We start from the raw sequence: 18,604 nt of genomic DNA, 5'->3' as shown, positions 1-18,604 counted from the left end.
GTTTGCTATTCGTACGAAACGACTTCACCGCTGTCATCCGAGATCTTCACCGTTTTGTACGTGCGCAAGTCGCGAAGGGACTCTTGGCTGCCAAAAACCCTACTGCTCGCATTGCTCCGTCGGTCGATCTCGCGGATGAACCCGACGCCTATCTCCCAGCAATTCTGCGAATCATCGAAGCGCGTTGATTCGATAGCAAATCCCGACCCGCTGAGAAACAAGGCTTTTTCATCCGGCTTCGTGAGAGTCTCCATGTCTGCCGTGTAAGCCGCCGCCTTCTTCGCGGCTTCTTTCACATCCATCGACAGCTCCTCTCGATCCGAACGCGTTTTCGATCCCATAGCGACCTCCCTTACTATAGCATCCTCGACGCAGCCGATCCACGTTGCGCCCCACTGCATAAGTATAGAGAGCGCGTCTCACATTTCGATGGCGCAGATCCAGCGAAACCCTCCGATGGATCTGGCACGGATCCAACGCGTTTCCAACGCGGTTTCCACGAAAGCCGCCGCTGATTCCAACGCGGATCCAACGTGAATCTAGCAGCCGTCCTAGAACGCGTCCGCGAGAGCGCGGGCCACGCGCAAGCCGTCGCAGGCGGCGCTCATGATGCCGCCGGCGTAGCCCGCCCCCTCGCCGCAGGGGTAGAGGCCGCTTTCGGGCGCGTCTGCCGGCGCGCCTGCCACCTGCGCTTGCAGCGCCTCGTCGCGCACGATGCGCACGGGGCTCGAGCTGCGCGTCTCGACGCCGGTCATCACCGCGTCGGCGTCCGCGAACCCGTGCAGCCGGCGATCGAGCAAAGGAAGCGCCTCGGCGAGGGCGTCGGCCACGAAGCCGGGCAGGCAGGAGCGCAGATCGCACCAGGCCACGCCGCGCGCGTACGTCGGGCGCACCGATGCGCCCGCCACACTCGCGCGTCCGGCCAGGAAGTCTCCCACCGTCTGTGCCGGCGCCTGGTACGCCGCGCCGCCCGCGGAGCGCGCTGCCTCGAAGGCCGCCCGCTCCATGCGTCGCTGCAGCTCGACGCCCGCCAGCGGGTGGTCGCTCCCGAAGTCCGCGGGGCCCACGCCCACGAGCAGCGCCGCATTCGCGTTCTCCCCGTCGCGCGCAAAGCGGCTCATGCCGTTCACCACGACGCCGCCCTCCTCGCTGGCGGCGCACACCACCTCGCCGCCGGGGCACATGCAGAACGTGTACGCGCTCCGGCCGCCCGGCAGGTGCACGGCCAGCTTGTAGTCGGCCGCGCCGAGCGCCGGGTGCGCGGCGGCGTCGCCGTACTGCGCGCGGTTCACCGCCTTTTGGGCATGCTCGATGCGCACGCCCACCGAGAACGGCTTCTGCTCCATCGACACGCCCGCCTCGTACGCTGCCGCGAACGTGTCGCGCGCCGAGTGCCCGCAAGCGAGCACCGCGCGACGCGCGTCGAAGCGCTCGACCGCACCCGTGCGCCCGTCGCGCACGTCAACCCCCGCAAGCACGCCGCCCTCGAAGCGCAGGTCCTCGAGCTGCGCATGGAAGCGCACCTCGCCGCCTGTTTCCTCGATCTGGAGGCGCAGCGTGCGCACGACGTCCACGAGCAGGTCGGTGCCGATGTGCGGCTTCGCCTGCCAGAGGATCTCCTCGGGCGCGCCCGCGTCCACGAACCAGCGCAGCACGTGGCGAGCGAGCGGGTTCTTGATGTTCGTCGTGAGCTTGCCGTCGGAGAACGTGCCGGCCCCGCCTTCTCCGAACTGGATGTTCGTCTGCGGGTCGAGATCGCCGCCCGCCTCGAACGCGGCCACCGTCGCCAGGCGCTCGTCCACGTCGCCGCCCCGCTCGAGCACGATCGGGCGCAGCCCGGCGCGCGCCAGGTAGAGCGCGCAGAACAGGCCGGCCGGCCCCGCGCCCACCACGAGCGGGCGCGGCTCGCCGCCGGCCTCGAGCGCGGCGGCGCACAACGGCACGCGCAACGGCTCGTACGGCTCGTGGCGGCGCATATGCATCCCCGCGCCCGCCCTCGCGGTCGCCCTCGCGAGCGCACGCTCCTCCTCGGCAGCGTCGGCCAGCTCCACGCCGAGCGTCGCCACGAAGTGCACGTCGCGCTTCTTGCGCGCGTCCACGCTGCGCTTGAGCACCCGCACCGCGCGCACGTCGCGCACCGCGACGCCGAGCGCCGCGGCGGCGGCCGCGCGCACGAGCGCCTCCGCTTCTGCTCCCGGCAGGCCCGCGTCGAGCGGCAGCTTTACGTTCGACACCTCAAGCACGGCGCGCTCCTTCCATCAGGCTCTCCGCGGCGGCGCGACCCGCCAGCATGCCGCTCGCCCACGCCCAGTGCAGGTTGTAGCCCCCGCAGGGCGCGTCCACGTCGAGCGCCTCGCCCACCACGTGCAAACCCGGCACCGCCCGCGCCGCGCACGTGCGCGGATCGAACGCCTCCACGTCGAAACCCCCGCGCACGACCTGGCACTGCCGCGCATCGCCGATGCCCGACACCTCGAGGGCGAGCCCCTTGAGCGCGCGGGCGAGCGCCGCGACGTCGTGCGCCGCGAGCGGCTTCTCGGCATGGAGACCGGCCGCTTTCAATACGGCCCGGCCCACTGCGGGAAGCATCATGCCGCGCAGCACGTCGTCTCCCGTGCCCGCGCCGCCGCGCTCGCGCAGGCGCACGATGCGGTCGCGCAGCAGCTCTTCGAGCGAGGGCTCGTCGAGCTGCGGAAGCAGGTCGACGAGCAGCGCGTCGCCCGGATCGACGAACCGCGACAGGTTGAACACCGCGATGCCCGACACGCCGTAGTCGCGAAACAGCACCTCGCCGAGCTCGCACGCCTTCTCCGTGCCGTCGGGCCCGACGAGCGACACCGCGCAGCGCACGCGGATGTTGTTGAGGGCCTTCACGAGACGCGTGTCGGTGCGCAGGGGGCCCAACACCGCACGGGACTTCTCCATCGCGAAGCCCTCGGGAACGAGCGCGCGAGCCGTTCGTCCGCCGGCCGCCACGATCACCGCCTCGGCGTGGCGCACCGCGCCGTCGGCGAAACGCACGTGGAACCGCTCGCCCGGGCGCGCGGGCGCGTCGAGGCGCACCGCCTCGCATCCGCACTCCTCGCGCACGCCCGCGTCGGACGCGGCCGCGCGCAGCACCTCGAGCACGCTCGTCGCCTTGTTTGCCAGGGGGTACAGGCGGCCCTCGCCCTCCTCGCGCCACACGAGCCCGAGGTCAGCGAAGAACGCGTGCACCGGGTCGGCCCCGTCGCCGCCGCGCAGGCCGTCCGCGCGCCGCAGCTCGTCCAGCGCCGCGCCCACGAACGCCGCGTTGCGGTACGCCCCGGCGTCCACCAGCGCGTTCGAGAAGTTGCATCGCCCGTTGCCCGTGGCCAGGATGGAACGTCCCACCCGTTCGTCGGCCTCGCATACCGCCACGTCGACGCCGTCTGCGCCCGCATCCGCACCTACGCGGACACCGCGCGCCCGCAGCGCGTCGGCCGCGGCCACCGCGGCGGCAAGCCCTGCCGCGCCGCCGCCTATGATCATCAGTTTCTTCATGCCGACCATTATACGACGAAGCGCCGGCAGATCGCCAACGACGCGCCCTCAGCCGGGCCGCCGAGCTTCACGACGCGCAAGCGCCTCCGTTCGGCGCACGGTCTCCGGGACGGCGCCACCCCCTTCGGGCGCCGCCTTGCGGGCGCCCTTCGCGCATCGTTTCACTGACGAAATGGCGAGAAATCACCGAATTCGGACTTTTCGGTTCGCCCCGGACGAGGCGAACCGCTTCCGACGGGAGAGGGCTTTACCGCGACCAGGCGTTATACGGGACGAAACCTCCTGGCGCGCCCGCGACCCGGCACAAGACATCCGAATTCGGTGGTTTCTCGCCATCGGAGGGAGCTTGCGGCGCAACGCCGTCCCACCTCCTGCGCGCGACGCAACCAGGTTGCAGCCCGCCCCGCCCCTCTGGACGCAAAAGGGCCCCGGCACCTTTCGATGCCGGGGCCCTCGCCGCTCCTTCATCGCCGCGCTATGCGCGCGCGAGCGCTACTTCGATTCAAGCACGGGAATGGGCGTATCGTCCGTCTCGTCCAAGTTCTTGTCCCACACGTAATGCTTCGTCTCGCGCGCGATGAGGCCCGAAAGCAGCAGCACCACGATGATGTTCGGGATGGCCATGAGCGCGTTCGTGATGTCGGAGATGGTCCACACCAAGTCGCCGATGCCGATGGCCCCCAGGAACGCCACCACCACGTACAGCACCTGGTAGGGGCGGATGGCGCGCTTGCCGAACAGGTAGGTGACGCAGCGGTTGCCGTAGTACGACCAGCCGAGGATGGTGGTGTAGGCGAACAGGATCATGCCGATGACCAGGATGGGCGTGCCGATGTAGGGGATGGACGCGAAGGCCGCGCTCGTCAGGTCGGCGCCGGCCGAAATCTGGCCGCTCTCCATGATGCCCGGGTTCGCGATCATCGTGGACACGAGCACGATGCCCGTGAGCGCGCAGATGACGACGGTGTCCCAGAAGGTGCCGGTCATGGACACGAGGGCCTGGCGCGCCGGGTTGCGCGTGGAGGCCGCCGAGGCCACGATAGGCGCCGAGCCCAGACCCGACTCGTTCGAGAACAGACCGCGCGCGCAGCCGAACTGCAGCGCCATCATCAGCCCCGAGCCCACCGCGCCGCCGAACGCCGCCTTCGGCGTGAAGGCGCACTCGAAGATGAGGCTGATGGCGGGCCACACGTACTCCCAGTTCATACCGATGATCACGATGCAGCCCCACGCATAGGCGATGGCCATGAACGGCACGAGCTTCTCGCACACCTTCGAGATGATCTTGATGCCGCCGAAGATGACGATGGACACCATGATGACGATGGCCAGGCCGATGCCCCAGGTGGGCACGCCGGGGGCGTTGGACGTGATGATCCCGGTCATAGCGCTGGACTGCACGGCCGAGCCGATGCCGAACGAGGCGACGGCGGCGAACAGGGCGAACGCTCCGGCCCCCAGCAAGCCCCACCACGGCGTCTTGCCGTCCTTCTCGAACGCGCGTCTCCATGCGTACATCGCGCCGCCCAGCATGTTGCCGTTATGGTCCTTCACGCGGTACTTCACGGCGGCGAACGTCTCGGAGTACTTCGTAGCCATGCCGAACACGCCGGTGAGCCACATCCACAGCACCGCGCCCGGGCCACCGGCGAGGATTGCGGTGCCCACGCCCACGATGTTGCCGGTGCCGATGGTGGCCGACAGCGCCGTGGTCAGCGCGCCGAACTGGCTGATATCGCCCGGCGCATCCGGATCCTTCGTCACCGACAGCTTGATGGCCGTCGGCAGCTTGCGCTGGATGAACCCTGTCCGAAACGTCAGAAACAGATGCGATCCCAGCAGCAGCACGATCATCGGCGGACCCCATACGAAGGCGTCGATGTCGCTGATCATCTGGACGATGTCCATGCACGTCCCCTCTCTCGTCTTTGCCTGTACACCCCGTTGCGAGAAAAGAGCCGGTCCCGAAGCAGGTTCCGAACGCCGTCGACACGCGACAAAAGCCGTTTCGGCAGGGGCACTTTCGCACGCTAAAGTATTCGGATTATAGCGACGCGGAACCTTACGGTTCGTCAACAAGCGCAAAATCCTCCGCGAGCGGCGCCGATGCGCGCCCTAGGCGTCGATGCCGTCCCTCGTCTCGTCGAACAGAAGGTCCATCATCTCCTGGCGCCCACTCACGCCGAGTTTCGCGTAGATATGCGACATGTGGGTTTTCACCGTGCTCTCGGCCAGCACGAGCTCGTCTTGCACGACCGAGCAGGTGCGCCCCTGGGCTAGCAACGTGAACACCTCGGTCTCGCGCGGCGACAGCGCGTAGGCCGCGGCCACCTCCTGGCACCGATCGACGATCGACTGGGTCAGGCGACCGGCCGCGTCGAGCGCCGCCTCGGCGTCGGACGCGTCGTTCGCAGGCTGCGCGCCCTTGCCCCGACCGTGCGCGAGCGATGCGAGCCACGAGCGGTTCATCACGAGCGCCACCACCACGAGGATGACGGCCGTCTCCACCACTGCGCTGCCGCGCAAAAACAGCATCCAACCCACCGAGGCCGCAGCGTACGCGAGCCCCGCAATGCCGACGATGCGGTTCTCGGACAGCGGGAGCAACGTGCATCCAGCCGCGACGGCCGCCCAGAACAGCAGATGAGCGAAGGGGTCGTTCAACTGAACGATGCTGTCGAGCAGCGCATTCGGCGCATCGCCCAGCTGCGCGCGCACCACCACGACGAACAGCCCCGCGATGACCACGAGGATGGGCGGCTGGAAGCGCACCGACGCAGGCTGCTTCGCCATGAGCAGCAGGGCGAGCCATGCGAACGCCGCCAGGCAGACGGTGAGCAGCGCGATGGCGGGAATGCGCCCGAGCGCGTCGAAGTAGGTAGTGTTCGAGTCGCCCCACACGCCCGAGGGGCCGAAGATGCGCACCATCGCCAGCAGCACGCCCACGATGACGAGCACGGCCACCATATCGTCCGCTGCCTGGCGCTGCCGCACGCTCGGCTCGGTGCCGACGGCCGCGCTTCCGACCGGAGACGGCTCCGCCGCGGACTCCGGGCCCGTCGCGCGGCCCGCGCCGCTTCTCGCGCTCGCCGCACGGGCCGCCTCGAAGCACGCCGCCGCCAAGCACGGCAGCGCGATGGCCACGACCACCTGCTGGGCAGGATCGATGAAGCTGTCCAACGCCAGGCTCATGAGCTGGCGCAACGGGAATGCCGCCACGATGCACCACACCGCGCACGCGAACCCCTGCGTTGTGGCCAGCAGGATGACGAAGCGCGACGCGAACCAGAAGTAGCCGAGCCCCGCAACAGCGAGCCCGCACGTGGCCAGGATGGTGGGACTGAAGAAGTCCTGGTGGAACGAGAGCGCAAAGCAACCCGTTCCCACCGCTGCCATTGCCGGCATCGCGAAGGCGAGGCTGCGATCGTGCGCGGCCGCCCAGCGCGGGATCGCCGCCAGCACCGCAGCGGCGACGAGGATGCCCGCCAGCCAAAACGTGCGGGCGTTCGCCCATTCGGCCAAGCCGAGCGAGGACAGCAGGAAGCCGGGGGTGTGCCCCATGAGCGTGCACCACAGAAGGATAAGCGACAATCCCGCAGCCGAAGCCGCCCCGCATGCGTTCACGATCCCCCGCCGATGCTCCATGCCGCAGCGCTCCCCCTTCGCGTCTCCCCTGCGTTTCTGCACGCAGTATAGCGCATCGGCGGGAACGCGCGTTGGACGGAGCCGGAAGATGCCGGCTCCGTCCACGGGAGGGTGCGGCGCAACGCCCGAAGCTAGCGCACCGCGAAGGAGAGGCTGGCGGACAGCGGCGACACCAGGTCGTCGGCCGTGCGGGCGCGCACGGTCATCTCATAGTCGCCCTTCTCCTCGAACGAAGCGGTGAACTGCCAGTTCACCCACTTGTCGGCCGTGGCTCCGTCCGTCTTGCACGCCGTCCAGGTGCGCCCGCCGTCGAAGGAGAACTCGATGGCAGCGATGGGGCTTCCGCAGTCGTCGGCCACGCCCTCGAACGTGATCTCGTCGCCCGCCTCGAATACGCAGCCGTCGGCGGAGTTCTTGATCTCGATCTTGTTGCGGTACATGGGATCGACCGAGGCCACCTCGGGCACCGCGTCCTCGCGCGTGAGCTCGATGCTGGCGATGTTGCGCGTGAAGTAGCGCGCCACCGTCTCAGGACACCACAGCTGCACGCTCGAGCCCTCCGACGCCTTGAGCTCCTCGCCGTTCACCCGATACACGAGCAGCGCGTTCTTGTCGAGCGCGTACTGCAGCGGCAGCGGCTCGCCGTAACCGTCCGCGCCGTAGGCCGTCACGGTGTTCACGCCGTCCTCGAGGTCGGCCATGCCCACCACCGATGCCAGCGGCACGCCGACGACGGCCGCCTGTCCGAAGGGCGACCCCGTGGCGCATGAGCAGCCCATGAGCGCCTCCTGCTCCTCGTCGTCGAGTTCGGACAGGTCCACCGCGAAGCTCTCCTTCACATGCCCGCCCACGTTCACGAAGTAGGTGGCCACGCCGTCCTGCTCGGCGGCGAGCTCGGGCGCAGGCTTGGAGCACATCGACAGTATGGCGGTTCCGAACACGTTGAACAGCTCGTCGTTAGGCGTGACGCCCTCCTGGTTGAACGTGAACGACCCCTGCACGTCCGCGACGCGCACGTAGTCGGATTCCTCGCCTAGCCACTGGGCGCGGATATCGTAGTCTGCCACCGTATGGGTGGCGCCTGAGGGCTGGGAGCCTCCGTCTGCCGACGCGGGCTGCTGGGCGGCAAGGGCCGCGCCGGTGCCGGATGCGAGCAGCACCGCGCCCGCAACGCCGGCCATGAGTTTTTGAGCTGGCTTGTTCATGAGCGCTCCTACTCCTTTCCATCGGCCGCTTCGGCAGCCGCCGTCTTGCGCGCGACGAGCGACGGGGTGTCGATGACGACCGTCTCGTCGACGGCGGGCATCTCGTCCTTCGCGTTCACCATGACCGTCTGGATCTGCGGGCTGACGAGGCCGCTTTCCGTAGTGGCGCGCAGCTGCAGGCAGTAGGCGCTCTCCTCCTGAGGCGTCCAGGTGAAGTCGAACCAGACGAGCTTGTTGACGTCGGTATCGCCCAAGTCGTACTTCGTCCAGGTTTTGCCGAAGTCCATCGAGAACTCGACGCTGGCGACCTTCTCGTCGTAGGCGTCCACGTAGCCGTGGAACGTGTAGGGCTGGCCGTTCTGGATGACGAGGCCCTCGGGCACGCCCAGCACGGTGGCGTTGGGCTTGTTCGTCCAGTTCCCTTCGGCGTCGATCCAGCCGTTCGGATTGCCGTCATGATGCTCGAACTCGTACACGTGGTCGTCGAAATCGGGTGCATCGGTGGCCACCTTGTACTCGTTCATCTGCTTGGAGTTCACCTCGGGGTCGACGCCCTCGCACCAGTTCGTGCACGGGAAACCGTTGGCCGCCGTCAACTGCTCGCCGTTGATCTTGTACACGAGGAACGCCTCGCCGTCGTTCACCTTGTCGAGCGGCATGGCGCGCTTGGACGAGCCGTCGGCGCGCATGACGCGCACGCCGTTGATGTCGGCGTTGTCGGTGTAACCGCCCGCGCGCTCGATGAGCCAGCTCACGGGTATGCCGGTGATTTCCACGTTGCTCACCGATCCGGCGCCGGTGCCGTTCCAGTTGCACACTTCCTTCGATACCTTCGTCACCGTGACGCCGGCAGCCTCGGCCTCTTTCACAAGATCAGGCAGGAGCGCGGTGTAGGGGCTGTTCACCTCGCCGTCCACCGTGATGGGCCAGCTGTCGAACAGGCTCTGCGGCATGGGGGTGTCGGCGTACTCGGCACCGGAGCGCATGCGGTCGTACAGGCGGTTCCATGCGTCCATGTTGAACATGTCCTCCTGCGCCACCGTAGTTTCCTGGTCGATGGAGAAATCGCCTTCGACGTTCTCGACCTTCGTCACGCCGCGCAGCCGCTCGAACTTGGTCTGATCCCACAGCGCCATGCCCTCGCCGTCATTGGTAGCGTCGTGGCAGGAGTAGCAGTTTCCTTTGTACTCGTCCTCGAACTGGCCGTCGGCTTCCAAGCCGTAATGGATGTTGTGGATGAGCGTGCCGAACTCGTACTGCGTGGGGATGTAGCCCGGCGAGTACGTGTGGCAGAACAGGCACTGGTCCACCGTCATCTCGGCGTCGAGCGCCGGGCTGTTCGGCGAGGGGTGCATGGTCTGCGCGAGGTGCTGCAGCGTCGCGTCGAGGTCGGCGTGGCAGCTGTTACAGCCACGGTTGTCGTTGTTCAGCCGGTAGATGTTGTACGGCGTCTTGCCCTGGCGGGCGCGCTCGGCGAGCTCGCTCGGGGTTCGCTGCACGATCTGGCCGCTGGGCAGCGTGCGCAGCTCGGGCGCCCACTGGTCCACGTTGGCGTCCCACATGTCGTGCATGCCATCGAGGTAATCCTTGCCCGGGTAGGCGTCGAGCGAGATGCCGTCGTATACCGTGCCCTCTTCGCCGTCGATGATCGACTGCTGCTCGTCGGTGTACTCGCGTCCCTCCGCTTGCGGGGCTTGCTGGTCGCCCGTCGCAAGCGCCTCGTTCGTTTGGGGAGCGCAGCCGGCGATGCCGACCGTCCCCAACAAGGCGCACACGGCGACCAGCGCGATCTTGCGTTGTGCGTGCATCGGTCTCCTTCCTCTCCTGTTCTCGTCCGCGCGGCGGCCGAACGTCCGGCCGGCTCCCCCGCGCGAAAAGCATGGTAGGGAAACGGAGACGGAGTGCGCCATCGTCGAAGCGAACCATCTTGGGTTCAGAGGGCATCGTACGATCCGGAGGATGCCGCCGAACAGGCAAAACGGCCCCGCCAGTGCGGGGCCGTTCGCAGAAACCCTGCGCGCCGGGAGGGAGGGGCGCGCGGAGCCGTAAGGGTTTACGCCTTCTTCGCGGTTTTGGACGCGGCCAGCTCGGCGGCGCGCGCCTCCACGGCGGTGTCGTCGGGTTCGGCGGAAAGCGCCGGATCGACGGTGATCACGAAGTTCGGCTTCGTCTCCACCGCGTCGTCCGACACGATGTCGGCCTGGTGCGCCTTCTCGAGGTCGGCCATCTCGCCCACCGCGAGGTTCATGCCGGGGCACGCCGCGACGCACGCCGGCAGCTCGCCGCGCTCCTGTCGGCCCACGCACATATCGCACTTGTGCGTCTTGCTTTCCTGCTCGTCGTAGCATGGCGCATGGTACGGGCAGGCCTCGATGCACGTCTTGCAGCCGATGCACAGGTCGTGGTTCTGCTGCACGATGCCGTTCTCCAACTTCGTGTACGCCTGCACGGGGCAGTTCGCCACGCATGCGGGCTCGTCGCAGTGGTTGCACGACATGGACAAAAACGCCAGCGCCCGCGGGTCGTCCTGCTTGATCTCCGTGACATGGCGCAGCAGCACGCCCTGGCCAAGCTGCTTCTCGCTCTTGCAGGCGATGGAACACGTCTTGCACCCGTAGCAGTTCTTGTTGTTCATCCAGAATCCGAGCGCCATGGTTTACGCCTCCTTCTTCACGTCGACGAGGGTCTGGTTGCAGCAGTGGGTTCCACCGAGCGTCTTCCACTTGTCGTTGGTGACGTAGCTCGACGAGCCGCCCTGCTGCTCCCACCAGCCGTTCTGCAAGCCCACCACGCCGGCCTTGATGCGGTCGTTCACCTCGGCCACGCCGCGATGCTCGCCGCGATCGTTGAACACGACCACCGCATCCCCGTCGGCGATGCCGCGCGCCTCGGCGTCCGCCACGTTCAGCAGCACGACCGGCTGCTGATCGCACACCTCGTCCATCCACTCCAGGTTGTTGAACGTGGAGTGCACGCTGCGGTACGTCTTGCGCTGCACGCTGAACAGCGGGTACTTCGCCGCCAGCTCATCGCCGTTGCGCGCGTCTTCCTCGGCTCGGGCGTAGCTGCAGATGGGGTTGAAGCCTTCCTTCTTCCAGGCGCCCACCCAGAACTCGGCTTTCTTCGACGCGGTGAAGAATACGCCGTCCTTGTAGGGGATGTAGTCCTTGCCCACTACGTCGACGGCCTTCTTCTCCACGAGCTCGTCGTAGGTGACGCCCGTGGGCGCGAGCACGTTGGAGATGAGGTCCTTCATGGGCACGTCGAACGCGTCGCCGAAGCCGAAGCGGCGGGCAAGCTCAGCGAAGATCTCGAGATCGCTCTTCGACTCGCCCGGCCCGTCCACCGCCTTCTCCATGAGCTGGATCCAGTGGCTGCGCGCGTTGGCCAGCACGCCTTCGGTCTCGAAGATGCCGGTGCACGGCAGCACGAGGTCGGAGTACAACGCCGTCGGCGTGAGGTACTGGTCGACCGTGACCACGAACGGGATCTTCTCGAGCGCCTTCTTCACCATGCCCGTATTGGGCCACTGCGTCATCGGGCTGCCGGTCATCGACCACAGCACGTTCACCTTCACGGGATCCTCGTTCAGGACGGCCTCGCCGAACGTGAAGCGCGGGATGGCCGCCACGTCCTCGGTGGCCTTCGGCACCTCGATCGGATTGCCCGTGGCCACTTCGTTCATGCCGCCCGCGTCGCTCACGCCGTCGCCGACGTGCCCCACCTGGCCGCAGAACGCCGCCAGGTACGCGCCCACGGCCGTGGCGTACGTGCCGTTCTCGGTGCGCATGAAGCCGCCCATGTTCTGCACGATCATCGCGTGCTCGGCGCTCGCGTACTCCTTGGCGATGCGCTCGATGTCGGCCGCCGGGACGCCGCACTCCTCCTCAGCCGCCGCGAGGTTCCATGCGGACGTCTCGGCGACGATCAGTTCGAACTCGGTTTGGTAGGCGTCGGCCGCGTCGGTGCCGTCCAGCGTGAGCGCTGCCTCGATGCCGCTCTGGTCGTGCGGCACCACCTCGCCGCTCTTCTTGTCGAACACGACGAACGACGCGGGGTCGTCGGCGTTCTTCAGCACGGGCTCGCCCGTCGCGCGGTCCACGAGGCACGGCGCGCACGTGTGCGCGAGCAGGAACTCCTCGTCGTAGAGCCGCTCGTCCACGATGACCTTGAGCATGGCCAGGCCGAGCGCCGCGTCGGTGCCGGGCCAGGGCTGCAGCCAGTCGGTGGCTTTGGCGGCCGACTCCGTGTAGACGGGGTCGATCACCACGAGCTTGCCGCCGTTCTCCACCACGTGCTCGAAGCGCTGGAAATAGCCCTGCTTCGAGATGGCGGGGTTGTTGCCCCATACCACGACGTAGGTGCTGTTCTCGATCTGGTTGCGGCAGTCGAGGAAGCGCTTGCCGTATATGGGCACGATGGCCGCCGTGGTGCCCGCGCAGCACAGCGAGCCCACCGTGGTCGACGCGCCGCCCAGGTGCCCGAAGAACGCGTTGGCCACCGGGCCGTGCATGGCGCCGAAGTTGCCGGAGCCGGTGACGTAGCAGATGGACTTGTTGCCGTCGGAGGCGATGGCATCGTTGAACTTCTGCTCGATGAGCTGATAAGCCTCGTCCCAGCTGATCTCCTTGAACTGGCCGCTGCCCTTCTCGCCGTCCAGCAGAAGCGGCATGGTCAGGCGGTCGGGGTCGTTCACCATCTGCGAGCGGCTGATGCCGCGCGCGCAGGCCGCGCAGTCGTTCAGCTCGGACGACTCCACCTTCACCAGCTTGCCGTCCACCACGTAGCCTTTCAGGTTGTGGTGCTGGCACTCGGGCGGACAGGTGGAATAGAACACCTGCGCGTCGGCGTAAGGGTCCGGCGCCGCGCCCTCGGCATCGGTGCCGGCGCCGGCCTCCGTGTCGGCCTTCGGGCTGCATCCGGAAAGCCCCAACGCTGCGGCGGCGCCCGTCGTGGCGGCGGCCGCGACGAACGTCCGTCGCGACAGCGACGGCAATGCCTGATCCGCGGATTTCCTCATCTCGCGCTCCTCTCCTCGTCTTGATTCCCGAACAGCGGCGGAACTTCGCTCCCCCGTTCCTCCGCTGACCCCATTTTCCCCAGGCGGGCGCATCGGTTCAATATCCTGCGGAAGAACTTTCCGTTAAGAAAGTCCTACCAGAAATTAAAAAAGTATTACCATCCGCGACTTTCCGCCGCGCGCGCCCGCGTTTGTCGGATAATTACGAGGGTAGCACGGTCGCGCGTACCGGACGACGGGCAAGGGGGCCCGCCGTCGATGCACGTCTCAGGGGGAATCGCCATGACGTTCAAACGAGGTATCCGCTTCAAGTTCGCGGTGTTCATCGGCGCCTTCATCGTGGCCCTCATGGCCGTCGACGCGCTGTGGAACGTCCAGCTCCAACAGCGGCAGGCCGAGAACGAGGCGCGCGAGAAAGCCGAGGTGCTGGCCGACGAGATGCACGCGATGTGGGACTTCATCGACATCAACCAGAACACCATCAACCGCACCGAGGACGGCGCCTTCCGCACGAAGGCTCTCGTGTGCGTGGTCACCGCCAAGTCGGTGAGCACGCTGTTCACCATGAACACCGACTACAAGATCCAGTACACGAGCCCCACCCCGCGCCAGGCGGCGAACGCGCCCGACGAGTTCGAGCAGCGGGCGTTCGAGGCCTTCGGCGCCGATGCGGCCCTCGAGGCGTACTACGACGTGGGCTACGACGCCGAGGGGCGGCGCGTATTCCGCTACGCCGAGCCGCTGTACGTGACCGAGACGTGCCTCGAATGCCACGGCGAGCCCGCAGGCGAGCTCGACCAGTTCGGCTACGAGAAGGAGGGCATGCAGGTGGGCGACATCGGCGGTGCCGTGTCCATCACCGAGCCCATGGACATCTACGCCGACGGCATGCGCACGAGCGTGCTGCAGCAGGTGTTCATGGTGCTGCTCGTGCTCGTGCTGGCCTGCGTGGGCATCTACTTCGCCGTGAGCAAACTCGTGCTGCACCCGCTCGACGCGCTCGGGCGCGCCGCGAAGCAGATCGGCGCGGGCGACTTCTCCTACCAGCTTGAGGCGCGCACCGTGTGCGGCCCCGACGAGATCACCGAGTTCGCCGACGATTTCGACAAGATGGCCCGCCAGCTGGAACGGCTCTACACCGACCTCGAAAGCGAGGTGCGCAGCCAAACCGACAAGCTCTCGGCGCTCAACGACCTGCTGCTGTACCAGAAGGTCGAGCTCAAGAAGGCGCTCGACCGCCTCAGCGAGGAGACCGCCTACAAAAACGAGTTCTTCGCCATCATGAGCCATGAGCTGCGCACGCCGCTCACGTCCATCCTCGCGTTCGCGCGCATCCTGCGCGGGATCGACTCGCTCGACGCCAAGACGCGCAGCGCCGTGGAGGAGATCGAGGCGAACGCCACGCTGCTGCTCAACATGGTGAACAACATCCTGACCATCTCGAAAGCCGAGGCGCACAAGAACGAGCTGGTGGTGGAGCCGGTCGACTTCGTGGACCTGCTGGGGTTCATCAGGAAGTCGCTCGAGCCCGTGGCGAAGAACAAGGGCATCGCCCTGACCGCGAAGACCGACGCCGACGTGCCCGTGTCGATGGCCGACTGGGAGAAGCTGCGGCGCATCGTCGAGAACCTCGTGGACAACGCCATCAAGTATACCCACGTCGGCGGTCGCGTGGACGTGCGCGCCACGTTCAACGGCGCCTGCATCGTCGTGTCCGTCGCCGACGACGGCATGGGCATCGACGAAGCCGACCAGGAGGGCATCTTCGAACGCTACCGCCAGGCCGGCCAGTCGCCCAACCGCCGCTACCGCGGCACGGGCCTCGGCCTGGCCGTGGTGAAGGAGCTGACCGAGCTGCACGGGGGCAGCGTGTCGGTGGCGTCGGCCCGCAAGCTCGGCAGCACGTTCACCGTGCGCATCCCCTACGTTGCCGTGGAAACGGAGGAATACGATGAAGAAGATCCTGCTGATCGATGACGAGAACAGCATCGCGCGCCTCGTGGGCAGCATGGCTGCCGACGCGGGCTACGCGTTCGCCTACGCCGAAGACGGCGCGGAGGGCCTCGTCGCCGCCGAGCGGGAGGCGCCCGACCTCGTCATCATGGACGTGATGATGCCCCGGATGGACGGCTTCACCACCTGCCGCCTCATGCGCGAGCGCGGCATCACCTGCCCCGTCATCTTCCTCTCCGCGAAGGGCGACATCGTGGACAAGGGCGTGGGCTTCCAGGCCGGCGGCGACGATTACATGGTGAAGCCGTTCGATCCGCGCGAGCTGCTCATGCACATCGAGGCCCACCTGCGCCGCGCGAGCATGGCGGCCGCGCCCGTCGCGCCGCGCGGCGACATCCTGCGCGCGGGGCGCTTCGTGCTCGATCGCGGGCAGTTCCGCGTCACGAAGGACGGCGAGCGCCTGTCGCTCACGCCCAAGGAGTTCAAGATATTCTTCGCGCTGGCCTCGAGCCCCGGCCTCGTGCTGTCGAAGGAGCAGCTCGTGGAGGCGGCCTGGGGCAAGGAGTTCGTCGGCGAGACGTCGAGCATCACCGTGTTCATCAAGAAGCTTCGCGAGAAGGTGGAAGACGACCCGTCCGACCCGCGCGTCATCCAGACTGTCTGGGGCATCGGCTACCGCTTCGAGCCCGAAGGCCGCGAAGGGTAGGAAGCGGCGCGGGATGTCCCAAACGGGGACGGTTCCTGTTTGGGACATTACCCCGCGTCGGCGGCCTCGACGATGTCGAGCAGCTCCTGGCGGTTGTGGATGCCGAGCTTCTGGTAAAGGTGCATGCGATGCGTCTGCACGGTGCTGCGCGACAGGAACAGCTTCTTCTCGATGTGCGCCGAGTCGCGGCCCTGCGCGATGAGCATCGCGATCTCCGTCTCCCGCGGCGAGAGCTGGTATTCCCGCGCAACCGTTTGACACTTCGCCTTGAAAGGCGCCTTGTGCTTGAACGGCACGATCTGCACGAGCGCATTCGCATCGGCCTCGGTGAACACGACCGCGTAGCCCACCGCCACCGCGAGCACTGCCACGAACACGATGAGATGCACGTTGTCCATGGTGAGATGCTGCACGAACACCGAGCTGAACAGCGCGCCGCCGAGGGATCCGAGCGACCAGAACCCGTACACGAGTCCGAAGAACCCGGGCGCGTACGACGAACGATCGCGGAACACCGACGCGGCAATGACCCATATGAGCAGGAACACGAGCTGGTACATGATGACGCTGCACGTGTAGCCCACGATGGCAGCCTGCCCGGCCAGCACGATGGGCAGCAGCAGGATGCTGGCAAGGCCCATCAGGAAGATCATGCGGTACAGATGCCCGAACTGAAAACGCTCGCGGTACGCCAGCAGCGCGTAGGCGAACGCCACGGCCGCCGCCACGACGACGAACGCCGCAGCATGGTAGGCAACCGCGAAGGGCGTGCTCGTCATCTGCGTGCGCATGAACGCATCGAACTCGCTCCGGAAGAGATGGTCGATCACGCCCCACGCGAACACGATAGCCGCCAACTTAACGAGCATCCACGTCGATGTGCCGCGCCCCTCCCTCAAAACGGGAGATCGAACTTCACCCGGCGATCGGTCGTCCGCATGCTCGCGCTGGCCCGCTCGCAAGCAGATCGTCGACACGATCGGCAACGCGACGGACGTCGCTATGACCGTATAGATGTTCGCGATCGAGACGATGGCGTTGATGGCGCAGGTCAGCACTTGCGACAGGAACAGCGTGAGAAACATGCTCTGCGCCGACAGCCTGCCGAACAGCTGCATCCAGAACAGGTAGAGCAGCACGGTGAGCGCTCCCGCTACCGAGATGACCACGTCCCCGGTCACCGTCACGGAGTTCCGGGTTGCAAGCGGCAGCACGAGCACCGCACCCATAAGCGCCATGGCCACGCCAAGCGAGAGCGGCTTGACCGTGCGTTCGAGCGCCGCGAACAGGCGCTGCCCGCCGAGCACTATCACCAGGCACGCAAGCACGGCCGCCACGAGCGAGGGCATGCAGGCGCCATGCGGCGGCTTGTTCACGAGCGCGTTCATCATGTTGTCCGGCGTCGCAGCCGTGAGCAGCGTGGGCGAGATAGACACCGCGCAGCCGAACCCCACGGCAAGCGTCACGTTGGCCCGCGTGACGGTATTAGACCACGCGTCCTTCAGAGCAGTGCGATTCCCCATGGAAGCCCCCTCGTATCCCCTACGATCTTCCGCGCTCCATTCTACCCCATGCGCACGCACCCGAACAACGTGTCGCCACCTGCGCAAACGAAAGATCATATAACGCAACCGATGCGGTTTCGCACGCTCACCCTCCGCTTCCGATACCCCTTTTCCCAGCGATTTGCCAGAGTATTCGCAATGCCCGCGCCGCTTCGAGGCGGGGGCACGGGGACATCGAGGAGAGGAGTCAGGTATGACGAAATGGGGAATGCTCATCGACCTCAAGCGCTGCGCGGGATGCGGGGCATGCGTCGTGGCATGCCAGTTGCAGAACAACCAGGGCCCGGGCGTATCCTGGGTGAAGCTCGACACGGTGGAGTGGGGCGAAGCTGCGGGCGAAGCGGGGCGCGCCTATCTTCCTCACGCTTGCATGCACTGCGAAAACCCCGAATGCGTATCGGTCTGCCCAACCGGCGCCAGCCAGAAGCTCGACGACGGCGTGGTGATCGTGGATTACGACGCGTGCATCACCTGCGGCTACTGCATGTCGGCATGCCCGTATGGCGCACGCGTGCTTAACGAGGGAAAGGGCAACTACTTCGACGAGTACGCTCAGGCGCCTTACGAGGCGTACGGCGTCCAACGCTCGCGCGTCGTCGAGAAGTGCATCTTCTGCCACGAGCGCGCGGAAGAGGGGCTGCCCGTCGCCTGCGTGCTCAACTGCCCGGCTCACGCGCGCTTCTTCGGCGATCTCGACGACCCCGAAAGCGACGTGAGCAAGCGCATCGCCCAGGGCGATGCCGTGCGCGTTGATGAGACGTCGTTCTATTACGTGCCCATGAACGGCATGGACGAGAGCCTGCTGCCCACCGCCACGAGCGGCGCCTACGCCGAAAGCTCGAAAGCCGCGCCCGGCATCGACCCCGTCGCGGCAACGGTGGGCGTCGTCGCGGTGGCCGCGGTCGGCGTGGGCGTGGGCGTCGGGGTGAAGAAGTCGAAGGACAAGACGAAAGCTCAGGCCAAAGCCGACGAAACGAAGAGCGAGTAA

13 protein-coding genes are annotated in these 18,604 nt (G+C 67.0%); 3 read left to right on the top strand and 10 right to left on the bottom strand.

The annotated features are described in order from the left end of the window. Positions 1-5: 5 nt before the first annotated feature. The 9 genes from C1A15_RS06860 to C1A15_RS06820 form a co-directional block, all read right to left on the bottom strand. Positions 6-341 carry a hypothetical protein gene (locus C1A15_RS06860; protein ID WP_245864958.1) on the bottom strand — a complete coding sequence of 112 codons (336 nt, stop codon included), beginning with the start codon at positions 339-341 and terminating at the stop codon, positions 6-8. Positions 342-551: 210 nt separating this feature from the next. Further along, positions 552-2,243, bottom strand: a complete 1,692-nt coding sequence (locus tag C1A15_RS06855) for an NAD(P)/FAD-dependent oxidoreductase (protein ID WP_101721862.1) — start codon at positions 2,241-2,243, stop codon at positions 552-554. After that, positions 2,236-3,522, bottom strand: a complete 1,287-nt coding sequence (locus C1A15_RS06850) for an aminoacetone oxidase family FAD-binding enzyme (protein ID WP_245864957.1) — start codon at positions 3,520-3,522, stop codon at positions 2,236-2,238. The genes C1A15_RS06855 and C1A15_RS06850 overlap by 8 nt, the downstream gene beginning before the upstream one ends. Before the next feature lie 492 nt (positions 3,523-4,014). After that, a complete protein-coding gene (locus C1A15_RS06845; RefSeq protein ID WP_101721860.1) occupies positions 4,015-5,430 on the bottom strand; it encodes an alanine/glycine:cation symporter family protein in 1,416 nt (471 codons plus the stop codon). A 207-nt stretch (positions 5,431-5,637) separates the two neighbouring features. Next, entirely contained in the window at positions 5,638-7,167 is a 1,530-nt protein-coding gene (locus tag C1A15_RS06840) for a response regulator transcription factor (protein ID WP_101721859.1), read from the bottom strand. Positions 7,168-7,298: 131 nt separating this feature from the next. Then, complete coding sequence (locus tag C1A15_RS06835) at positions 7,299-8,372, bottom strand: molybdopterin-dependent oxidoreductase (protein WP_101721858.1); 1,074 nt, start codon at positions 8,370-8,372, stop codon at positions 7,299-7,301. A gap of 8 nt (positions 8,373-8,380) precedes the next feature. Next, the gene (locus C1A15_RS06830; RefSeq protein ID WP_101721857.1) at positions 8,381-10,180 is read right to left on the bottom strand and encodes a molybdopterin-dependent oxidoreductase; all 1,800 of its coding nucleotides are present in this window, start codon (positions 10,178-10,180) and stop codon (positions 8,381-8,383) included. A gap of 245 nt (positions 10,181-10,425) precedes the next feature. Further along, positions 10,426-11,025 (bottom strand): 4Fe-4S dicluster domain-containing protein, encoded by a 600-nt coding sequence (locus C1A15_RS06825; RefSeq protein WP_101721856.1) that lies wholly within the window; start codon positions 11,023-11,025, stop codon positions 10,426-10,428. Positions 11,026-11,028: 3 nt separating this feature from the next. Then, on the bottom strand, positions 11,029-13,392 hold the full coding sequence (locus C1A15_RS06820) for a molybdopterin-containing oxidoreductase family protein (RefSeq protein WP_101721855.1): 2,364 nt from the start codon (positions 13,390-13,392) through the stop codon (positions 11,029-11,031). 282 nt (positions 13,393-13,674) lie between these two features. On the opposite strand from C1A15_RS06820, the gene C1A15_RS06815 reads away from it, so the two are divergent. Both C1A15_RS06815 and C1A15_RS06810 read left to right on the top strand, forming a co-directional pair. Further along, positions 13,675-15,369: an ATP-binding protein gene (locus C1A15_RS06815; protein WP_245864956.1), complete on the top strand. Its 1,695-nt coding sequence runs from the start codon at positions 13,675-13,677 to the stop codon at positions 15,367-15,369. Next, positions 15,344-16,051: a response regulator transcription factor gene (locus C1A15_RS06810; RefSeq protein WP_101721853.1), complete on the top strand. Its 708-nt coding sequence runs from the start codon at positions 15,344-15,346 to the stop codon at positions 16,049-16,051. Before C1A15_RS06815 ends, C1A15_RS06810 begins: the two co-directional genes overlap by 26 nt. A 47-nt stretch (positions 16,052-16,098) precedes the next feature. Here the strand turns inward: C1A15_RS06810 and C1A15_RS06805 are convergent, their stop codons facing one another. Then, positions 16,099-17,574: a helix-turn-helix transcriptional regulator gene (locus C1A15_RS06805; protein WP_101721852.1), complete on the bottom strand. Its 1,476-nt coding sequence runs from the start codon at positions 17,572-17,574 to the stop codon at positions 16,099-16,101. Between the two features lie 235 nt (positions 17,575-17,809). Between C1A15_RS06805 and C1A15_RS06800 the strand changes: the two genes are divergently transcribed. Continuing rightward, entirely contained in the window at positions 17,810-18,604 is a 795-nt protein-coding gene (locus tag C1A15_RS06800) for a 4Fe-4S dicluster domain-containing protein (RefSeq protein WP_101721851.1), read from the top strand.

The sequence above is a fragment of the Eggerthella timonensis genome (genome assembly GCF_900184265.1).
Classification (GTDB): domain Bacteria; phylum Actinomycetota; class Coriobacteriia; order Coriobacteriales; family Eggerthellaceae; genus Eggerthella; species Eggerthella timonensis.
The sequence above is the reverse complement of the archived record's forward strand: the minus strand, read 5'-3'. Positions and strand labels throughout refer to the sequence as shown.

Bases quoted from the DNA above. Each gene is read 5' to 3' on its own strand.
- C1A15_RS06810 (WP_101721853.1), top strand. From the start codon at position 15,344: ATGAAGAAGATCCTGCTGATCGATGACGAGAACAGCATCGCGCGCCTC.
- C1A15_RS06825 (WP_101721856.1), bottom strand. From the start codon at position 11,025: ATGGCGCTCGGATTCTGGATGAACAACAAGAACTGCTACGGGTGCAAG.
- C1A15_RS06840 (WP_101721859.1), bottom strand. From the start codon at position 7,167: ATGGAGCATCGGCGGGGGATCGTGAACGCATGCGGGGCGGCTTCGGCT.
- C1A15_RS06800 (WP_101721851.1), top strand. From the start codon at position 17,810: ATGACGAAATGGGGAATGCTCATCGACCTCAAGCGCTGCGCGGGATGC.
- C1A15_RS06805 (WP_101721852.1), bottom strand. From the start codon at position 17,574: ATGGGGAATCGCACTGCTCTGAAGGACGCGTGGTCTAATACCGTCACG.
- C1A15_RS06860 (WP_245864958.1), bottom strand. From the start codon at position 341: ATGGGATCGAAAACGCGTTCGGATCGAGAGGAGCTGTCGATGGATGTG.
- C1A15_RS06830 (WP_101721857.1), bottom strand. From the start codon at position 10,180: ATGCACGCACAACGCAAGATCGCGCTGGTCGCCGTGTGCGCCTTGTTG.
- C1A15_RS06850 (WP_245864957.1), bottom strand. From the start codon at position 3,522: ATGAAGAAACTGATGATCATAGGCGGCGGCGCGGCAGGGCTTGCCGCC.
- C1A15_RS06820 (WP_101721855.1), bottom strand. From the start codon at position 13,392: ATGAGGAAATCCGCGGATCAGGCATTGCCGTCGCTGTCGCGACGGACG.
- C1A15_RS06835 (WP_101721858.1), bottom strand. From the start codon at position 8,372: ATGAACAAGCCAGCTCAAAAACTCATGGCCGGCGTTGCGGGCGCGGTG.
- C1A15_RS06815 (WP_245864956.1), top strand. From the start codon at position 13,675: ATGACGTTCAAACGAGGTATCCGCTTCAAGTTCGCGGTGTTCATCGGC.
- C1A15_RS06845 (WP_101721860.1), bottom strand. From the start codon at position 5,430: ATGGACATCGTCCAGATGATCAGCGACATCGACGCCTTCGTATGGGGT.